This window comes from Streptomyces sp. NBC_01750 (assembly GCF_035918095.1).
Lineage (GTDB): Bacteria > Actinomycetota > Actinomycetes > Streptomycetales > Streptomycetaceae > Streptomyces.
In genome coordinates this window covers 2,298,841-2,317,204 of the sequence record NZ_CP109137.1, presented here as the reverse complement: position 1 = coordinate 2,317,204, position 18,364 = coordinate 2,298,841, and the positions used below count along the sequence as shown (strand labels likewise).

21 protein-coding genes and 1 pseudogene are annotated in these 18,364 nt (G+C 70.1%); 15 read left to right on the top strand and 7 right to left on the bottom strand.

The features are described 5' to 3' along the window. The first annotated feature begins 9 nt into the window (after positions 1-9). Together coaE and OG966_RS10535 are read left to right on the top strand one after the other, a co-directional pair. Complete coding sequence (coaE, locus tag OG966_RS10540) at positions 10-624, top strand: dephospho-CoA kinase (RefSeq protein WP_326649230.1); 615 nt, start codon at positions 10-12, stop codon at positions 622-624. 172 nt (positions 625-796) lie between these two features. After that, entirely contained in the window at positions 797-1,165 is a 369-nt protein-coding gene (locus OG966_RS10535; RefSeq protein WP_326649229.1) for a tetratricopeptide repeat protein, read from the top strand. A 209-nt stretch (positions 1,166-1,374) separates the two neighbouring features. On the opposite strand, the gene OG966_RS10530 is transcribed toward OG966_RS10535, so the two are convergent. Then, positions 1,375-1,656: a DUF6343 family protein gene (locus tag OG966_RS10530; protein ID WP_326649228.1), complete on the bottom strand. Its 282-nt coding sequence runs from the start codon at positions 1,654-1,656 to the stop codon at positions 1,375-1,377. Positions 1,657-1,828: 172 nt separating this feature from the next. Between OG966_RS10530 and OG966_RS10525 the strand changes: the two genes are divergently transcribed. From OG966_RS10525 to OG966_RS10490, 8 genes and pseudogenes are all read left to right on the top strand, one after another. Next, positions 1,829-2,746 (top strand): acyltransferase domain-containing protein, encoded by a 918-nt coding sequence (locus tag OG966_RS10525; RefSeq protein WP_326649227.1) that lies wholly within the window; start codon positions 1,829-1,831, stop codon positions 2,744-2,746. A 133-nt stretch (positions 2,747-2,879) separates the two neighbouring features. Further along, complete coding sequence (locus tag OG966_RS10520) at positions 2,880-3,329, top strand: DoxX family protein (protein ID WP_326649226.1); 450 nt, start codon at positions 2,880-2,882, stop codon at positions 3,327-3,329. A gap of 135 nt (positions 3,330-3,464) precedes the next feature. Then, positions 3,465-4,382: a slipin family protein gene (locus tag OG966_RS10515; RefSeq protein ID WP_326649225.1), complete on the top strand. Its 918-nt coding sequence runs from the start codon at positions 3,465-3,467 to the stop codon at positions 4,380-4,382. 129 nt (positions 4,383-4,511) lie between these two features. Then, positions 4,512-5,987 carry a carboxylesterase/lipase family protein gene (locus OG966_RS10510; protein WP_326649224.1) on the top strand — a complete coding sequence of 492 codons (1,476 nt, stop codon included), beginning with the start codon at positions 4,512-4,514 and terminating at the stop codon, positions 5,985-5,987. A 122-nt stretch (positions 5,988-6,109) separates the two neighbouring features. Beyond that, complete coding sequence (locus tag OG966_RS10505) at positions 6,110-8,971, top strand: DEAD/DEAH box helicase (protein WP_326649223.1); 2,862 nt, start codon at positions 6,110-6,112, stop codon at positions 8,969-8,971. Then, on the top strand, positions 8,968-10,224 hold the full coding sequence (locus OG966_RS10500) for an SWIM zinc finger family protein (protein WP_326649222.1): 1,257 nt from the start codon (positions 8,968-8,970) through the stop codon (positions 10,222-10,224). The genes OG966_RS10505 and OG966_RS10500 overlap by 4 nt, the downstream gene beginning before the upstream one ends. A 399-nt stretch (positions 10,225-10,623) precedes the next feature. Further along, positions 10,624-10,944, top strand: a complete 321-nt coding sequence (locus tag OG966_RS10495; RefSeq protein WP_326649221.1) for a hypothetical protein — start codon at positions 10,624-10,626, stop codon at positions 10,942-10,944. 36 nt (positions 10,945-10,980) lie between these two features. Further along, a pseudogene (locus OG966_RS10490) lies at positions 10,981-11,163 on the top strand (hypothetical protein); the annotation flags it as partial. Positions 11,164-11,181: 18 nt separating this feature from the next. On the opposite strand, the gene OG966_RS10485 reads toward OG966_RS10490, so the two are convergent. Beyond that, positions 11,182-11,325: a hypothetical protein gene (locus OG966_RS10485; protein WP_326655571.1), complete on the bottom strand. Its 144-nt coding sequence runs from the start codon at positions 11,323-11,325 to the stop codon at positions 11,182-11,184. Between OG966_RS10485 and OG966_RS40780 the strand changes: the two genes are divergently transcribed. Together OG966_RS40780 and OG966_RS10475 are read left to right on the top strand one after the other, a co-directional pair. Beyond that, positions 11,270-11,554, top strand: a complete 285-nt coding sequence (locus OG966_RS40780) for an NADPH-dependent FMN reductase (RefSeq protein ID WP_442806804.1) — start codon at positions 11,270-11,272, stop codon at positions 11,552-11,554. The two genes, OG966_RS10485 and OG966_RS40780, sit on opposite strands and share 56 nt — an antisense overlap. 154 nt (positions 11,555-11,708) lie before the next feature. Continuing rightward, positions 11,709-12,110, top strand: a complete 402-nt coding sequence (locus OG966_RS10475) for a VOC family protein (RefSeq protein ID WP_326649220.1) — start codon at positions 11,709-11,711, stop codon at positions 12,108-12,110. Positions 12,111-12,218: 108 nt separating this feature from the next. On the opposite strand, the gene OG966_RS10470 is transcribed toward OG966_RS10475, so the two are convergent. Both OG966_RS10470 and OG966_RS10465 read right to left on the bottom strand, forming a co-directional pair. After that, entirely contained in the window at positions 12,219-12,752 is a 534-nt protein-coding gene (locus OG966_RS10470; RefSeq protein ID WP_326649219.1) for a hypothetical protein, read from the bottom strand. A gap of 105 nt (positions 12,753-12,857) precedes the next feature. Continuing rightward, complete coding sequence (locus OG966_RS10465; protein ID WP_406733907.1) at positions 12,858-13,346, bottom strand: DUF3574 domain-containing protein; 489 nt, start codon at positions 13,344-13,346, stop codon at positions 12,858-12,860. Positions 13,347-13,615: 269 nt separating this feature from the next. On the opposite strand from OG966_RS10465, the gene OG966_RS10460 reads away from it, so the two are divergent. After that, positions 13,616-14,272, top strand: coding sequence for a chaplin (locus tag OG966_RS10460; RefSeq protein WP_326649217.1), 657 nt, complete (start codon positions 13,616-13,618; stop codon positions 14,270-14,272). A 38-nt stretch (positions 14,273-14,310) separates the two neighbouring features. Here OG966_RS10460 and OG966_RS10455 read toward each other — a convergent pair whose 3' ends face one another. Continuing rightward, positions 14,311-14,958 carry a DUF2293 domain-containing protein gene (locus tag OG966_RS10455; RefSeq protein ID WP_326649216.1) on the bottom strand — a complete coding sequence of 216 codons (648 nt, stop codon included), beginning with the start codon at positions 14,956-14,958 and terminating at the stop codon, positions 14,311-14,313. A 35-nt stretch (positions 14,959-14,993) separates the two neighbouring features. Between OG966_RS10455 and OG966_RS10450 the strand changes: the two genes are divergently transcribed. After that, complete coding sequence (locus OG966_RS10450) at positions 14,994-15,977, top strand: D-2-hydroxyacid dehydrogenase family protein (protein WP_326649214.1); 984 nt, start codon at positions 14,994-14,996, stop codon at positions 15,975-15,977. On the opposite strand, the gene OG966_RS10445 is transcribed toward OG966_RS10450, so the two are convergent. Beyond that, the gene (locus tag OG966_RS10445; RefSeq protein WP_326649213.1) at positions 15,946-16,404 is read right to left on the bottom strand and encodes a hypothetical protein; all 459 of its coding nucleotides are present in this window, start codon (positions 16,402-16,404) and stop codon (positions 15,946-15,948) included. The two genes, OG966_RS10450 and OG966_RS10445, sit on opposite strands and share 32 nt — an antisense overlap. A 69-nt stretch (positions 16,405-16,473) precedes the next feature. Here OG966_RS10445 and OG966_RS10440 point away from each other — a divergent pair, with 69 nt between their 5' ends. Next, the gene (locus tag OG966_RS10440; protein ID WP_326649212.1) at positions 16,474-17,205 is read left to right on the top strand and encodes a DUF7873 family protein; all 732 of its coding nucleotides are present in this window, start codon (positions 16,474-16,476) and stop codon (positions 17,203-17,205) included. Positions 17,206-17,588: 383 nt separating this feature from the next. On the opposite strand, the gene OG966_RS10435 is transcribed toward OG966_RS10440, so the two are convergent. Next, positions 17,589-18,308: a peptidase gene (locus OG966_RS10435; protein WP_326649211.1), complete on the bottom strand. Its 720-nt coding sequence runs from the start codon at positions 18,306-18,308 to the stop codon at positions 17,589-17,591. Positions 18,309-18,364: the final 56 nt, after the last annotated feature.

Genomic DNA, 18,364 nt, shown 5'->3' with positions numbered 1-18,364 from the left:
CTGCGGATCATGCTGAAGGTGGGCCTGACCGGCGGAATCGGAGCCGGCAAGAGCGAAGTCTCCCGTCTGCTCGTCTCGTACGGAGCGGTACTGATCGACGCCGACAAGATCGCTCGCGAGGTCGTCGAGCCCGGAACCCCTGGGCTGGCCGCTGTCGTCGATGCCTTCGGCTCCGGGATCCTGGCCGCGGACGGCACCCTGGACCGGCCGAAGCTCGGCTCGATCGTCTTCGCCGACCCCGACCGGCTGGCGGCGCTCAATGCGATCGTCCATCCGCTGGTCGGAGCGCGCTCGATGGAGCTGGAGGGCACGGCAAGGCCGGACGCGGTCGTGATCCATGACGTGCCGCTGCTCACCGAGAACGGTCTGGCGGCGCTGTACGACCTGGTGGTCGTGGTGGACGCATCGCCCGAGACGCAGCTGGACCGGCTCGTACGGCTGCGCGGAATGGCGGAGTCCGAGGCGCGTGCGCGGATGGCCGCGCAGGCCACGCGGGAGCAGCGGCGGGCCGTCGCGGATCTGGTCATTGACAATGACGGGCCGCTGGAACAGCTGGAGCCGCAGGTACGGAAGGTCTGGGCGGAGCTGACCCGGCGGGCCGCCGCGGAGTCCGGCTCCCGTTAGGAATCCGCCCCTCGTGGGGTCGTGCCGCTGGGTGTCCTGCCGGCTTCGGGGAGCAGAGTGCACACCGAGTCGGCGTGCGGTCGCCCTGCCGAGCTGTCGGTTTGTCTTCTGTTCGGAATACGGCTGCCGGACCCGGTGTTGGAACCGTCCCAGCTAGGGGAAGGATGTGACCGTGCCCAAGAGCAACCCGGATACGCACGTCATCGACTACCGAGCGGCCGAGCATCTGCTGGCCGCGAGGGATCCGCGCGGGGCCGTGAAACTGCTGGACTCGGTCATCGCTGCCCACCCGGAGAACACCGCGGCGCGGCTGCTGAGGGCCCGTGCTTTCTTCGCGGCGGCACAACTGCGCCCGGCCGAGCTCGAGTTCGAGCTGGTCCTGGAGCGCGAGCCGGACAATGCTTTCGCGCACTTCGCACTTGCCCGCACCTTCGAGCGGGCCGGTCGCCCGGAACAGGCGAAGCGTCACTTCCGCCTGGCGGCGGCGCTGGACCCGAAGCCCGAGTATCTGAAGGCCGCGCGCTTCGACGCGGAGGCCTGAGGGAATCGCGACCAGGCCTGAAGGAAGCGCGACCAGGCCCGAGGAAGCGCGACAAGGCCCGACGGAGGCCTTGGGAAGGTCGTCCTGCTCCGTTGTCGGACCCACCCCCGTAACGTCGTGGACGAGGAGCCTGTCCTGGACGGACCCTTGCGAGCCTGGCGGCAGGCCGCATCCGCCGGCCTCGGGCTGTTCGGGGCCAACGTCCACATCTACTGACCGGGTCTGGGCCGACGGCCGCCGTGGTCCGGTTCGTACGGCGGTATGTCGCGACCGGGCTGGTAATGCGGGCCCTGGTGGATATGACGCAGAACCATGGCCAGATCGATCGTGACGATCAGCATCAGCGCTCCGCAGGCTGCCGCCCAGCCGGGGCGTCCGGCCAGGGTGAAGGCCGCTGTGCCCGCGGCGGCCCAGATCAGGCCCCATACAGTCAGCCAGAACCGCAACCGCAGGGGACTGCGTGCAGTTATCGGTTCACTCCCAGTGCGCATGACATTCGCATCTCCTACTCCAGGATGCACCAGTATCCGGTCCGTGTTCGGTCCGTTCCGGTCCCATTTTCCGAGTCCGATGTCGAGGAGCCGGGAAGTGGACAGGCAGCCCATGGCAGAGCACGGCAGTCCGCGGGCCGGGATCCGCGGATGTCCGGGGGAGGAGTCACTGGTGACAAACGCGTGGGTGGAGCTGCCGGCCGCGGACGGCCTGGCCGAGGCACTGCTGGATCTGGCGGTGCCGCACGAGGACATCAATGAACTCCTCGCCCTGCGGGACCCGATGATGGCGGACCCCGGTCTGCGCCGGCTCCTGGAGTCGGGGGTGCGGGAGCTGGTCCAGGACATGGGGAAGATCGGCGGTGGCGGGGAACTGCCGCGGCTGCCCGAGGAGTCGGGGGCGGTCGGCCGCTGGCTCCCGGTGTACGTCTTCGTCGCCGCGCTCCCGTATGTACGGGCGTACCACTGTGAGCAGTCCGTCCCGGACGATGTTTCCCGCCGTACGCTCGCCGACCTCGGGCGCAATGTCCTTGTTCACCGACGGCGCCGCGGCACGGGCGGGCTGTTGATACCGGGCTGGATCGGCCTGCACTTCCGGGGCGAGATCTACCAGTTGGGGCGGCTGCAGTTCCAGCGTTCCCGGCTCGGTGGCCGGACCGGTGCGGCCGTGCGGGCGGCGGGGCTGCCTTTCGGGCCCGGCGACCTCGCACTGAATGTGCACATCCCGGATTTCCTCGGGCCGATCACGCCCGAGGCATGCGACCGATCCCTTGCGAGAGCCCGGGAGTTCTTCGCCCGTCACTTCCCCGAAGAGCCGTACCGCGTGGCCACCTGCCACTCCTGGCTGCTCGACCCGCAGCTGGCCGAGTATCTGCCGAAGGACTCCAACATCGTCCGCTTCCAGGACCGTTTCCGGACCGCGTACAAGGAGAAGGAGGCTGACGACGGCGCTCCGCTCGCGTTCGTGTTCGGCGATCCGGAGCGGCCGCTGGACTCGCTGCCGCGCCGAACCGGCGTGGAGCGCGCCGTCGGCGACCATCTGCGAGCGGGCCGGCACTGGTACGGCGGGCACGGCTGGTTCGCGATATGAGCCGACCCAAAGCGCAGCCGGACAAGCGAAGTTGGGGATCCTGAAGTGGTGCCCCGGAGAGCGATGAGTCCTGGGCACCCTCCCGGTCTACCTCTGTGAAAGCACTGAGGAACGCATACCGGAGGAGACCACAATGTCCGCAACGAGCGCCGTCACCACCACGAACGTCACGGCCGCCACCGCCCCCGGAACGACGCTGAGCCGCCGCTCGCACCTCGCGGTACGCACGCTCCAGATCGTCCTCGCGGTGTTCATGGCGATCCCGAGCGCCGGGCCCAAGCTTGTCGCCCATTCCTCCGCGACGGAGGCTTTCGACAAGATCGGCTTCGGCGACTGGTTCATGTATCTGACGGGCGGTCTGGAGCTGGCCGGTGCGATCGCGGTCGTGATCCCGGTCCTCTCCGGACTTTCTGCGCTCGCCTTCATGGGCCTGATGATCGGCGCCTTCGTCACGCAGATGACCGTGTTCGACGGCCAGTACGCGATCACGCCCGTCATCCTCTTCGTCATCTTCGGCGGGATCGCCTGGGTGCGGCGCAATCACACGGCCGAGCTCGTCGCCCTCGTGCGCAAGCGCCTCTAGAAGTCGCTCCTGGCGGTTGGCGTCCGGCCTTCCTGCTGAGGCGGGGCGGCGGGGGGTGGTGAGGGCTCGACCAAGGGGGCATATCGGGCATACCGTAGTAATTGACATCCGGCTCGGACGGTAGGGGGTGCCCTGATGGTCGAGGAACTGGTGGCTGCCGGCGCGGCGGCAGCGTCCGCTTGTGTGCTGTACGCGATAGCGGGCGCGAGGGTGGTCAAGCAGTACGAGCGGGGCGTGGTCTTCCGCCTGGGCCGGCTGCGCAACGAGGTCCGGGCCCCGGGCTTCACCATGATCGTCCCCTTCATCGACCGGCTGCGTAAGGTCAATATGCAGATCGTGACGATGCCGGTGCCCGCGCAGGACGGCATCACGCGGGACAACGTGACGGTCAGGGTCGACGCCGTGATCTATTTCAAGGTCGTGGACGCCCCCGATGCCATTGTCCAGGTGGAGGACTACCGTTTCGCGGTCTCGCAGATGGCGCAGACATCACTGCGGTCGATCATCGGCAAGAGCGATCTGGACGATCTGCTCTCCAACCGCGAAAAGCTCAATCAGGGGCTGGAGTTGATGATCGACAGTCCGGCGATCGGCTGGGGTGTGCAGATCGACCGCGTCGAGATCAAGGACGTGTCCCTGCCCGAGGCCATGAAGCGCTCGATGGCGCGCCAGGCCGAGGCGGACCGGGAGCGCCGGGCACGGGTCATCAACGCCGACGCCGAGCTCCAGGCGTCCAAGAAGCTGGCGGAGGCCGCCAAGGAGATGTCCCAGCAGCCGGCCGCCCTTCAGCTGAGGCTGCTGCAGACCGTCGTCGCCGTCGCGGCCGAGAAGAACTCCACCCTGGTGCTGCCCTTCCCGGTGGAGCTGCTGCGCTTCCTGGAACGGGCCCAGCAGCCCGCGCAGTCCCCGTCCGAGGAGCAGCGGGCCCTGCAGTCACATCCCGCACAGCCGGCGTCGCAGCCCGAGTCACCGCCGGTGGAGAACCCGCCGGTGGAGTCGTCGCCGGTCCAGCCGGTGCCGCCGCTGCCGCCCGCGGTGCCTCCCGCCGCCTGAACGCCGCCGCGCAGGTCTCACCCAAAGCCCGCGGCCGCGCTGCCCGGGTGAGAGCGCGGACCCGGCCGGGTAGGAGACGTCCCGGCGCCCTGACGAGGGATGCCTGCCCCGGCCGAAGGAGCCTGACCTGTGACGCATGGTGAACCGGTGTGCACGACTCGGCAGGGTGTGGTCCGCGGCCGTCTCACCGGCTCGGGGGTGTCGGCCTTCCTGGGCATTCCGTATGCCGCCGCGCCCCGGTTCGCGCCGCCGGTCGGGCCCGAGTCGTGGCAGGGCGTACGAGAGGCATCGGCGTGCGGTCCGACCGCGCCCAAAGCCCCGTACGCACCGCCCTTCGACGCACTCATCCCCGAGGACTCGATCCCCGGAGGTGACGGCGAGCACGGCAGGGACTTCCTCAATCTGAACGTCTGGACGCCTTCGCCGGGGCCGGGCAGTCGGCTGCCGGTGCTGGTGTGGCTGCACGGCGGTGCGTTCGCGAACGGCTCAGGGTCGGCGTCGGCGTACAACGGCAGTGCGTTCGCGCGCGACGGTGTGGTGTGCGTGACGCTCAACTACCGCCTGGGTGCGGAGGGTTTCCTGCATCTGGACGGCGTACCGGACAACCGCGGGCTGCTCGACCAGATCGCCGCACTGGAGTGGGTACGGGACAACATCGGGGCCTTCGGCGGTGATCCGGACCGGGTGACCGTGTTCGGTGAGTCGGCGGGGGCGATGAGCATCGGCGTACTGCTGACGATGGACCGGTCGCAGGGCCTGTTCCGCCGGGCGATCCTGCAGAGCGGCGCCGCTCACCATTTCCTGCGTCCGGAGTCCGCCCGGCTGATCACGGCCAGGCTGGCGGAGAAGCTGGCCGTCACCCACCCCACTCGCGAGGCTTTCGCCGCCGTACCCCTGCCTGAACTCCTCCGTGCGCAGGCGGAGCTGAGGGCCGAGATCGGCGCGCGTCCCGACCCGGCGCTGTGGGGTGAGGCGGCGCTGAACATGATGCCCTTCGAGCCGGTGACCGACGGCCTGCGACTGCCGGCGCCGGAGTGCGGTGTCGAACTGCTCGTGGGCAGTAACCGGGAGGAGTACCGGCTGTTCCTGGTACCGACCGAGCGACTGGACGTGCTGTCCGAGCGGAAGCTGCGGGCGACGGCGGCGGCATACGGCCTCGATCCGGACAAGGCGCTTCCGGTCTACCGTGAGGCAAGGCCGGAAGCGGTGCCCGGAGAGATCTTCGACGCGTTGGCGACGGACTGGTTCTACCGGATTCCGGCGATCCGGCTGGCCGAGGCGGTGCCCGGCTCGTACATGTACGAGTTCGCCCGGTGCTCGCCGCGCTTCGACGGCAGTCTGGGGGCATGCCACGGCTCCGAGCTGGCGTTCGTCTTCGACAACCTCCACGATCCGGCGTACGCGCCCATGATCGGTGACGGGCCGCAGCAGGAGGTCGCGGACGCCATGCACGGAGCGTGGGTGGCGTTCGCGACGAGGGGGGACCCGGGCTGGGCTCCGTACGACGCCGGCGGATCGCGCACGACGATGGTCTTCGACGAGGTATCGGGGCCGGTGACGGACCCGCGGGGGCAGGAGCGGGCACTCTGGGACGGGGTGCGCTGAGGGTTGTCCGCGGGGCGTCGGCCGAGGCGTCCCGGCCGACTGCCGGAGCCCGTTGTCAGACCCCACCCGTAAGGTCGTAGATCCAGTACTTCGGTACGTGATCGGCAGAGGGAGGTGACCCGATGACGTCCGACATGCGGGAGCTGCTGCACACCTGCGCGGCGGTCTTCGTGCCGGCCGCACTGCCGCGCGAGGGGCGGGTCGCCTTCTGGGACCCGGACGGCGACCGGCTCCGGGACGCGAGCGACGAGCTCACGGTCGTGCGCGGGCACGGCACCGGCGTCCGCAGCCGCACCGTCCCCGCCACGCTGCTGCCGGTCGCGGAGGCCGTACCGCTGCTGACCCGGGCCCGCCGGAATCCGGCCGCCCACCCCGCCGCGGCCTGCTGGGGCGCGGCCGCGCTGCACGCAGTCCATCTGGTGGCGCGCGGCAGGCTGCTGCCCGGCCTGACCACGACCGACCATGACGCATGGCGGGCGGGCCCGCTGGACGCCGACGACATCGCCCAGCTGCGGGCGATCGCCGCCGCCATGCCGTACGAGGCGCATGCCGTCCCCGTCGGTGATGTGCGGCCGCTGCGGCTGCCGGATCCTGAGGCGCTGGTCCGGTCGTTCTTCGACGCCGTGGCCGACGGCCTGCCACGCACGCCCGCAGCCCCGTATGCCGCGGGAGCGCCGTTCGCGGCCCTTCCCGCGCAGCATCTGCCCGCCGCGCGGGAGTGGGCGGCGGAGGCCGCGGCGGGTATGGACGCGGGAGTGCGCGTCTCGCTGCGCCTCGACCTGTCCGCCCTGGAGCTCTTCGACATCGCCGAGGAGGACGGCGCGGAGCGCAATGCCGGCGCCGCCCTCGTCCAGGTGCACAGCCTCGCCGACCCGACGCTCGTCATCGACGCGGCCCGGCTGTGGGCGGGGGACGGCGACGAGGACTTCGGACCGCGCGCCAGGATCGACGCGGTGCTGGCGCTGCGCCGCGCGGCCCGTGTCTGGCCGCCCCTCGCCCGGCTGCTGGAACGGGACGTGCCCGATGTGCTCCCGCTGACCGAGAACGAGCTGTACGAGCTGCTGGGGCCGGGCGCGGCGCGCCTGGCCGCGGCCGGGGTCGCCGTGCACTGGCCGAAGGAGCTGGCGCGTACGCTCTCGGCCGCCGCGGTCGTACGCTCCGCGCCCGGCTCGGCGACGGACGGCACGCCGTTCTTCGACAGCGAGGAACTGCTCAAATTCAACTGGCAGTTGGCGCTGGACGGCGATCCGCTGACCGAGCGGGAGATGGACGCGCTGGCCGAGTCGCACCGCCCGATCGTGCGGCTGCGCGACCAGTGGGTGGTCGTCGACCCGGATCTCGTACGGAAGGCGCGCAAACGGGAGTTGGGGCTGCTCGAGCCGGTCGACGCACTGGCCGTGGCGCTGACCGGCACGGCCGAGGTGGACGGCGAGACGGTGGAGGCGGTCCCGACCGGCGCGCTGGCGGCATTGCGCGACCGGCTCACCGCTGCCTCCGCACCTGTCGCGCCCCCGGCGGGCCTCGCCGCCACACTCCGCGACTACCAGCTGCGGGGCCTGGCCTGGCTGGATCTGATGACCTCACTCGGACTCGGGGGCTGCCTCGCGGACGACATGGGCCTCGGCAAGACGGTCACGGTGATCGCCCTCCACCTCCACCGTGCCCGTACGGCCCCGACGCTGGTCGTCTGCCCCGCCTCGCTGCTCGGCAACTGGCAGCGGGAGATCACCCGCTTCGCGCCCGGCGTGCCGGTACGCCGCTTCCACGGCGCCGACCGGACACTTCCCGAGCCCGACGGCGGCTTCGTCCTCACCACGTACGGCACGATGCGGACGAGTGCGGACCGGCTGGCCGCGCACACCTGGGGGATGGTCGTCGCCGACGAGGCGCAGCACGTCAAGAACCCGTTCTCGGCGACCGCCAAAGCCCTGCGCACCATCCCGACCCCGGCCCGCGTCGCCCTCACCGGCACCCCCGTCGAGAACAACCTCTCCGAGCTGTGGGCGCTGCTGGACTGGACGACTCCCGGACTGCTCGGCCCGCTGAAGGCCTTCCGCTCCCGGCACGCGCGCCTCGTCGAGAACGGTGAGGACGACGACGCGGTCGAGCGGCTGTCCCGGCTCGTCCGCCCCTTTCTCCTGCGCCGCAAGAAGTCCGATCCGGGCATCGTGCCCGAGCTTCCGCCGAAGACAGAGTCCGACCATCCCGTCGCGCTCACCCGCGAGCAGGCGTCCCTCTACGAAGCGGTCGTACGGGAGACGATGGCGGCGATCGAAGGCGCGGAGGGCATCGCGCGCCGCGGTCTGGTGATGAAGCTGCTCACCGGGCTGAAGCAGATCTGCAATCATCCCGCGCAGTATTTGAAGGAGTACAGCCTGAAGGAGTACAGCCTGAAGGAGCACAGCCTGACGGGGCACGGCGCCGCGACGGGCGCCGGCACTGTCCGGCTGGCGGGCCGCTCAGGCAAGCTGGCTCTCCTCGACGAACTGGTGGAGACGATCCTCTCCGAGGACGGCTCGGTCCTGATCTTCACCCAGTACGTCTCCATGGCGCGCATCCTCTCGGCGCACCTCACGGCCCTGGCGATCCCTTCCCAGCTCCTGCACGGCGGCACCCCCGTGGCCGAGCGGGAGCGCATGGTGGACCGCTTCCAGTCCGGTGAGACCCCGGTCTTCATCCTCTCCCTCAAAGCCGCCGGCACCGGTCTGAATCTGACCCGGGCCGGCCATGTCATCCACTTCGACCGCTGGTGGAACCCTGCCGTGGAGGAGCAGGCCACGGACCGGGCGTACCGCATCGGCCAGACACAGCCGGTGCAGGTCCACCGACTGATCGCGGAGGGCACGGTGGAGGACCGCATCGCCGAAATGCTGGCGTCCAAACGCGCGTTGGCGGACGCGGTCCTCGGCTCCGGAGAGGCGGCCCTGACCGAACTGACCGACCGTGAGCTGGCCGATCTCGTCTCCCTGCGGAGGCCCTCATGACCCCGCGCTCGCAACCCGCCGGTCCCCGCCACGACGACCGCCGCCGTACGTTCCCCGCCCTGGAGCCGCTCACCGGCGAGGAATTCGCGTCCAGTTGGTGGGGCAACACCTGGGTGGCGGCGCTGGAGGGCTCGGCACTGGACCGGGCCCGCCTCCTCCGGGGCCGTGCGTACGCGGGTCGCGGCCATGTCGACGCGATCACGGTCACGCCGGGCCGGGTCGTGGCGTACGTACACGGCACCAGACCTCGCCCGTACCGTACGGAGATCCGCCTGCGCACCCTCTCCGACGACGACTGGGACGACTTCCTGGCCGCGGCGGCCGCCCGCCCCGACCACATCGCGGCCCTGCTCGACAAGGATGTGCCGCACGCGCTGGCGACCGTGGCGGACCTCCTGCCCACACCGGGCGACCTGATCCCCGACTGCTCCTGCCCGGACGACGGCTATCCCTGCAAGCACGCGGCGGCGCTCTGCTACCAGACGGCCCGGCTGCTGGACGAGGACCCGTTCGTGCTGTTCCTGATGCGCGGCATGGGCGAACGCGAAATCCTCGCCTCCCTCGCCCATCGCAACGCGGCCCGCTCGGCCGCCGAGCGCACCACCGCGGCCGCCGCCACCGCCGCGCCGACGGTCCCGGCCCACGAGGCGCTCGCCCCTCGCTCGCTCCCCGTCCTTCCGCCGCCGTTCCCGGCTCCGGCTCACCCGGGCCGTCCGCCGTCCTACCCCCACTCGCCCGGCGGGCCCGACCCCCTTGCCCTGGATCTCCTCGCCACCGAGGCGGCCGCCCGCGCCCACACCCTTCTCACCACCGGCACGGACCCCACCGCGGAGCTGACGGAATGGCAGGACGCGGTCCGCCTTGCCGCCGCCCACCCCGGCTCGGGCCTGACCGCCTCCACCCGCGCCCTCTACCGCGATCTCGCAGGCGCCACCGATCACACTCCCACCGACCTGGCCCGCGCGGTGGCGGCCTGGCGCCAGGGAGGGCGCGAAGCCCTCGCCGTACTCGAAGAACCCTGGGACCCGCCCGCCGGGCCCTTCGACCGCGCCCGCCCGGCCCTGATCGCTGCCGACTTCCCGCACTTCCGGCCCTGGCGCAACCACCTCTCCACCAGCACGCTGCAGCTCCGCTTCGGCCGCAACGGCCTCTGGTACGGCTATGAATCGGACGCGGACCGCGAGGAGTGGTGGCCCCGCGGTACTCCGGACACCGACCCGGTCGGCGCGCTCGCCGCACTGCTCGGCAGATGACGACCGAGCGACCGGGCTGCCTGCTTCAGGACCACGGATGTGTCGTCGGCCCGCCGGCAGGTCGGCCGCTTCCAGAGGCTGACGGGATCCTGGCCCAGTGATGCGGCCGAGTCACCTCGGCCACAGCGCCGCAAGGGCATCAGTGCACGGTCGATCCGGCCAACACGAGTTGATGTGTCAATCAACGCGGCGCTAATCTCGATCAGAATTTAGTAAATATATCAACCGTTATGTCCTGCGATCTCTGATCGGCATGACCATGAGCGCGACGCGTGTGTGCACCCGGACGGCGGATCAGCGCAAGGCTCTCTTCCAGCTCCCACCGGCGCCCACGGTGCCGCGCTCCGCCCGTCGGCTCGTCGAGGACGTCCTGGCCGATTGGTGCATCCCCATGGGCTGGTGGAGAGCCTACGGCTACTCGCGAGTGAACTGGTCACCAACGCCGTGGCCCACGGCGACGGCCGGGTCGGCCTCGCGCTCTTCTTCGCGGCGGCAACGGATGACAGCCCCCGCGCCGTCCTCCGGATGGAGATCGCCGATGCTTCCCCGAGCCCGCCCGCCAGGGACGGCTCGGGGGAGACGACGAGCACGGCCGTGGGCTCCTGCTCGTGGATGCGCTCTCCGGCCAGTGGGGTCAGGATCGTCTCGCGGAGGGAAAGCGCGTTTGGTGCGAGTTCGCTCTGGCTGGGGGCCCCGAAGGGTGCGCGCCCCGAGTCCTGAAGGAGACCGTGAGGCCGCAACCGGAAAGTCACGATCATGACGGATTCGCCCCACGCGCCGGAAGGTGACCGCGTCATGTCCGTCCATGCTCACCGCGAGGCGCTTCGCGTACTCGTGCTGTGCGGCTCCTTTCGGACCGGCTCAATGAACTCCCGGCTGGCGGCGCTGGTCGCCACGCTTGTGCACCGCAACGGCGCCACGGCCGAACTCGCCCACCTCCGTGACTTCGACACGCCCTCATACGACGGAGATGTCGAGGCGGCCCAGGGGCTGCCCGAGGGGCGCCTCCGCACTGCGCGACCGCATCCAGGAGGTCCATGCGGTCATCATCGCCTCCCCCGAGTACAACGCCTCGGTACCGGGCGTGGTGAAGAACGCCATCGACTGGGGGTGTCACGGTTCCGGCCTCAGCCGTTCAAGGACAAACAGGCGCTGCTCGTCTCAGCTTCCCCGTCCATGCTGGGCGGCAACCGAGGTCTGTGGTCGCTGCGCGTTCCGCTGGAACACCTCGGCGCCCGCGTCTACCCCGACATGTTCAGTCTCGCGCAGGCCCATCAGGCCTTCGCTGAAGACGGAGAACTGGTCGACGACGTACTTCAGGAGCGGCTGACAGCGACAGTCCACTCCTTCCTCGACCTCGTCGAGGCGGACACTCTCTACCCCTGCCTGCAGCGCCGCTGGTACGAGTTCCTGGGCGACTGTACGAGTGCCCCCGTGACACAACGCACCGAGTAGTGACCGATGTTCGACCGAAGGGCCCGGAGATGACGACCGACTTCCCCGGCGGAGCGGAGTTGACCCATCTGCTGGTGGTCGGCGACCTCTCCCGGTCCCGCGACTTCTACCGCGACGTCGTGGGCGCCGATCTCGTCCGCGAGTACGGTGGAACCAGCGCCGTCCTGCGCCTCTGCGGGACCTGGTTGCTGCTGGTCACTGGCGGCGGGCCCACAGAAGACAAGCCCACCGTGACATTCACCCCGCCCGCGGACGCCGACCGGGTGAGCCATGAGATGACCTTCCGCGTGGTCGACTGCCGCGCGGCCCATGCCACGCTGCGCGCCCGGGGCGCGCAATTCTTGACCCCGCCCGTGGAGCACGATGCGGAGGTTCGCTGCTTCTTCCGCGATCCCGACGGCCACCTGCTCGAACTGAGCGAAGGGCGCTGACACTTCACGGTCCGCTCCCGGCCGACTGGGGCACCGACCACAGTGGTCCGGTCTCGAAGACCGTTTGGTGCTCGATCGCCCCGGGCCCCAGCGTCGCTGGGGCCCGGGTCACAGGCCCTCCGCCCACCTGACCAGCGTGGCGAAGTCCTCCTCCTGCAGCCCCCGCCTCGGATGGATCCGCAACAGCAGTGCGGGAGCGTCGTGTTGGGCCGCGACGTGTGCCGTGTCCAGGTCCGAGATCATGTCGTCCACCCAGGCGAACGGGCGGCCCGCCGCCCACTCCAGCAGCGGCCGGGTCTTCCAGTACAGCCCGTCCGGGTCCTTCGCGAAGAGTTCCGGCCACTCGATCACCGGGAGGTCGGTGGGCAGGCCGATGCCCGGGGCGATCATGGTGTTGGCCTCGTGCATCCAGGTGGTGGCCCACGCCAGTTCAAAGGGAAGGCCCGTCAGCCTCGGCCCGTGGGCCGGGTTGAGATGGATGCGTAGGCCCCGGCGGTGGCGGCGGGAGCCCGGGGGCTGGTGGGAGAGCCAGTACGAGGGGTGCAGGCGGTGCGTCGCGTAGCCCCGCAGGCGCGGCAGACGCGCCGCGTACGGGTTGAGCGGGCCGTCGACGTCGAGGAGGAGCAGTGGGCGATCCGTCATGGGAAAGAACTGCCCGTTGCGCCGGCCGCACAAGCGGCTTGTCCGGGGCGGGCCATGGCCGCTTCCGTGCCGTCGACGGTACGCGCGACCGAGCCCGGGGCGCTGTCAGAAGTCGGCGAGCGTCGGCTCGTCCAGCCTGGCCACGGAATCCTGCGCGTACGCCTCGATGTACGCCTGTCTGATCCGCTCGATCAGCGGACCGCGGGTGGGGGCCTCGCCTGCCGGGTACAGCAGGATCAGCTCGTACGAACGCTCCTTCTCGATACTGCCGTTGGAGTCCCGCCACTGCCCGCGGCCGTCCTGGACCGTCAGCCCGGACGGGAAGCCCGGCGTCACACTCCGGTCGACGAAGGCCATGAACTGTGCGTCGGTCACATCCGGCCCGCCGTCCGGCCGCTCGGTACCGAAGAACAGCCGCGTCTCGATGTACGCGGCACCGCGCGCCGCGGCGTACGAGCCCGACGCGGCCGTGGGCGCCTTCGCCTGTTCGCTGTCGAGCGCGCCGGTGGCGGCGGGCGCACTCACCGCCAGTACGGCGACAGTTGCACCGGCGGCGGCGAGGAGAGTGCGCTGCTTCACAGTGGGCACGGGGATCGGGCCTTTCCTTCGGGGACCGCGGGGCGGCCGCGGCGTGCGTTGCGACTTTGGCAAGCAGGCCACGAAACCGTGCGTCGGCAATCCGGATTCGGCCGGCAACCACCCACATGAGCCGTAGGGCGTCGTATCCCGGCTGGGAAAGAAATTCGATAAGACGCACACTCGATGGAGTGAAAGGCGTATTTTTCCATAACTCGAATGGCCTCATCGGCGTTGGTTCGGGAGCGGGCGAGTGCCCGCGAATTTCTCCTGAAGGCAGGGAACCCATGAGGCAGGTTCACCGAAAGGGTCTGGTCACCGTGATGCTCACGGGTGGCGCGCTCGCCATGGCGGGGCACGCGCACGCAGACTCGAACGCGGACGGCGGTGCGGCCCACTCGCCCGGACTGCTGGCCGGCAACACGGTGCAGCTTCCGGTGAACGTCCCGGTCAACGTGTGCGGCAACACCGTCAACGTCGTGGGACTGCTCAACCCGTCGGCAGGCAACGACTGCGCCAACACCTCGCACGGCGCGCAGCTGAGGCCGGGCGCACACACGGCAGGCGCCGGCGCCGGAGGCAGCAAAAAGGATTCACCCGGAATTCTCTCCGGCAACGGCGTTCAGGTCCCGGTCGACCTGCCGGTCAATGTCACCGGGAACTCCGTGAACGTCGTCGGCATCGGCAATTCCGCCGGCGGCAATTCCTCGTCCAACACCTCCGGCAAGCCGCCCGTGCGGCCGAGGCCCGCCACGCCGCCGAAGGCAGCAGCGCCGCACAGGCCGACGCCCCGCGCAGTGACGCCCGGGCCCTCCGCCGCTCTGGCGCACACCGGTTCCGGACAGGTCGCCTTCGCCGTGCCCGCGAGCGCCGCGCTGCTGCTCGGCGGCATCGTCCTCTACCGCCGTACCCGGCCCGCCAGGGAGCGCGGCGGCGCGGCCTAGAAGCGCTCCGCCCAGGAGCACTTCACCCAGCAGCCGCCCTAGGCGCGCCAGGACGCCAGTACCGCATCGATCACCGACGCCACCCCGGCCCGCGCTTCATGGCGGGCGACTCCGGTCATCAGCAGGGTGTCGTACTCCGTGTCGAGATGCCGTACGGAAGCCCGCACCGCGGCCGTCACCGCTCCCTCCTCCAGGGAACGGCCCGCCGCGGTGCGGCCGACCCGGCCGCTGCCGCGCACCGAGGCGTGCGCGGCCACCTCGCGGGCACGCGCAGGCGGACAGCCCGGGAACAGCCGCAGGATCTCCGCGGCGAACGACGCGGTGAAACGCACATCCTCGGCCGCGCGGCGGACCACGTCCCGCTCGCGGCGGCGGGCCCGCGCGTCGGCGTCCGCAAGACACGACAACTCCGCCCTGGCCAGCGCCGCCTCCTCGACCAGCAGCCCCTGGCGTTCGTACCGCCTGCGGCGGCGATTGAAGCGGATCACCACCGCGCACAGCGAACTCGCCTCGCGGGCCCGCCGGGTGAGAGCCGTGGAGCCCCGCGGCAGATACACCAGATGGGCGAGGTCCGCACAGTCAAGACAGACCGGCGCGTTGAACTCGAGAAGATGCAGCGGAAGAGGGCCCTGACGGCACTCCGCGCAGTGCCGGCGCTTCAGTGGTTCGATCACCACCAGGTCCATGTCCGCAGCGTACTCACCGGGTACGCTCCGCTGCCATGACGCTGCACTGTGCCGTACTCGACGACTACCAGGATGTCGCGCTGTCCATGGCGGACTGGTCGGCCCTCGCTCGGGACATCGAAGTGCGGTCGCTGCAAAGCCACTTCACGTCCGAGCAAGAGGTTGCGGAAGCCGTCGGCGACTGCGAGATCCTTGTCGCGATGCGCGAACGCACCCCCTTCTCCGCATCTCTCTTCGCCCGCCTGCCGCTCCTCGAACTGCTCATCACCTCCGGTATGCGCAACGCCTCCATCGACCTCGAAGCCGCAGCCCGCCACGGCGTCACCGTCTGCGGCACCGCCAGCAGCTCCGAACCGCCCGCCGAGCTGACCTGGGCGCTCATCCTGGGACTGGCGCGGAATGTGGTCCAGGAGGGCTCGGCCCTGCGGCAGAACGGACCCTGGCAGAGCACGATCGGCGCCGATCTGCACGGACGCCGGCTCGCGCTGCTGGGCCTCGGCAAGATCGGCGCGAAAGTGGCCCGCGTCGGTCAGGCCTTCGGCATGGATGTCATGGCGTGGAGCGAGAACCTCACCGACGAGCGGGCCGCCGGGATCGGCGTCGCACGAGCCCGCACGCTGGGGGAGTTGCTCGAGGCCGGTGACTTCGTCTCCGTACATCTGCAGCTCGGCGACCGCACCCGCGGACTGATCGGCGCGAGCGAGCTCAGGCGAATGCGGCGTACGGCCTATCTGGTCAACACCTCGCGTGCGGCGATCGTCGATCAGGCGGCGCTGGTGCGGGCGCTGCACGACGGCTGGATCGCCGGCGCGGGCTCCGACGTTTTCGACACCGAGCCGCTGCCGGCCGACGATCCGCTGCGGTCCGCACCGAACTTCCTCGGCCTGCCGCACCTCGGCTACGTCACCCGGCGCAATTACGAGGGCTATTTCCAGGAAGCTGTCGAGGACATCGCCGGCTATCTCGAGGGCCGTCCACTGCGCATTCTCAGCGCACGCCCGGCGCCGCCGCCCCGATGAACTCGGACAGCGTCTCGCGGGCCTGCTCCGAACGCTGCGAGCGGTCTGCCTCGTCCGGTGCCTCATGCATGCAGTTCGTGACCTCGAAGGCGTACGCGGCCAGCTCCAGCGCCGCCGCGTCGTCGCAGACCAACTGGACACGGATCAGCGCTTGATGGGCGGAGGAACGCAGCCGGTAGGAGTCGATACGCGCCTCCTCGGCCACCGCGCTGTCCGGCCTCTCCTTCGCCCGGTGCCAGCGGTCGTTCTGGCCGCGCCGGTAGTCGACGAGCGCGCCCGCGAAGGCGCTGTACGCGGCGATCCGCTCCTGGCGGAGCTGTTCGGCACGGGTGAGAGCAGCGGCGCGCTCGGCGGTCTGGCGCTGGAAGTAGTGAGTGGCCACTGAGCCCAGCAGAGTGCCTATGACCGCAATGACGGCTGTCTCCATGGTCTTACTCCCCGAGGGATCTGAAAAATCGTTCGAGCGTGGGTGACAGGCGTTGCTAACTTGATCGACGTGGCGAAACTCAATCAGATCATCGCAGTGGAGAAAGGCGTCAAGTCCAAGGCGCACCAGGACCTGACGGCGGCCCATCACGGGCTGCAGAAGCCTGCGCTGCTGGCCGGCATCTCCCGTACGTACCAGCCCAAGGACGAGGAGGGTGAGCAGCTGCCGCCCGAGTCCACGCGGGTCCAGGTCAAGGCCGAGGACGTGCTGCGCGAGACCGCGAAGACGCTGACCCGGCTGTTCGACGTCACCGCCACCAAGGACTGGGCCAACTGCGCCGCGCGCGCCGATGTGACGGTGGACGGACGCGTCCTGGTGAGCGAGGTGCCGGTGGCGTATCTCCTCTTCCTCGAGAAGCAGTTGACGGACATCAACACCTTTGTGCGCAAGCTGCCTGTGCTGGACGCTTCGGAGTCGTGGACGCAGGACCCGTCGACCGACGCCTGGAAGACCGAGTCGGTACGGACTCTGCGTACGAAAAAGGTCCCGCGCAACCATGTGAAGGCCGAGGCGACCGAAAAGCACCCCGCGCAGGTCGAGGTGTACTACGAGGACATTCCGGTGGGTTACTGGACGACCGTGAAGTTCTCCGGTGCGCTGCCGGCCCGGCGGGTGAATGAACTGCTCGAGCGGGTGGAGAAGCTCCAGCAGGCCGTGAAGTTCGCCCGCGAGGAGGCGAACGGCGCGGATGTCACCGACCAGCGGGTGGGTGACGCCGTTTTCGGCTATCTGTTCGGGTAGTCTCAATGACTCCCCGTCCGCCTGTGTGCGGACGGGGTGCGCGAGGAGCGCAAGCTGAAACTGAAGCTTGTCGTGACTGAGCGGTTCCAGTGGAGGTTCGATTCCTCCCCGCGGCATTTTCCGTACGTGCGGGCCGCGGTAGCCCAATTCGGCAGAGGCAGACCGCGATCAATCTCAGACTATTGCTCCAGACTCAGCATTCGCCGCCGATCGCCGGATCGACCGGGCCCGGGCCCTGGTGCGTCGAGATGCCGGTTCAAGTCCGGCCCGCGTAGCTCGATACGCGGTGGTCCAAAGGCAGGACGCGGCGACATAACGACTGACCCGGGTTCTCAAGTGTGCCGGCGTGCGACATGGGTGGCATCACAGGGCTCGGGGGCCGGCTACGCCCCCGGGCCCGCTCCGTTTCCCGGCCCCTTTTCCAGGACCCCATTTCCTGCCCCTGTTTCCGGCTCCTGTTCCGGGAGCCTTTCCGGTCCCGGTCCCGACGCCGCTGCGGGGCCGAAGGAGACTCCCCGACCCGCGAAGAAGCGGGCGAAGTCGGCCAGCGGGAGGTCGGCCGCTCGCGTCCGAGGCGTCGTCCCGGACGGATTGTGGAAGTGCACGCGGTCCTCCGTGCGAGCGGTGAGCAGCACCAGATGGCCGCCTCTGCCCGGCGCCGGGCGGTCCGGGTTGCGGATCTCGTAGTGCACCGAAGCCATCACCGTCCGGCCCTCGTCGAGGAGCGCGAGGATCTCCTGCGGCGCCAGCCGGCGGTGGACGGTGGCGGTGAGCGCGTGTACTTCCCGCGCGTACGAGGCGAGCGGCGCGTAGATCAGGCCGCGGATGACACCGTCGGAGTCCTCGGTGTAGGCGCCGTACTTCAGCGCTCCGTCGCGCAGTTCGAAGAGCGAGGGGGATCCCGGACCGAGCGCCATGCGCAGACAGGTCATACCGCACAGATGGCCGCACCAGCGCCCGTACTCCTCCCGGGTCATCGCGCCCGAGGACTCCCAGGCCGGGTCGGTGGCCGGGTCCAGCCCGCCGTACACGATCTGCTCGATCAGGTCCGGGGAGGCGAACTGGGTGTGGACGGGGACGGAGCAGGTGGAGCAGCAGGTCATGGGAGGTATCCACTCAGGAAGCGGCGGATTCGGCAGGGACGGCAGATTCGGCAGGG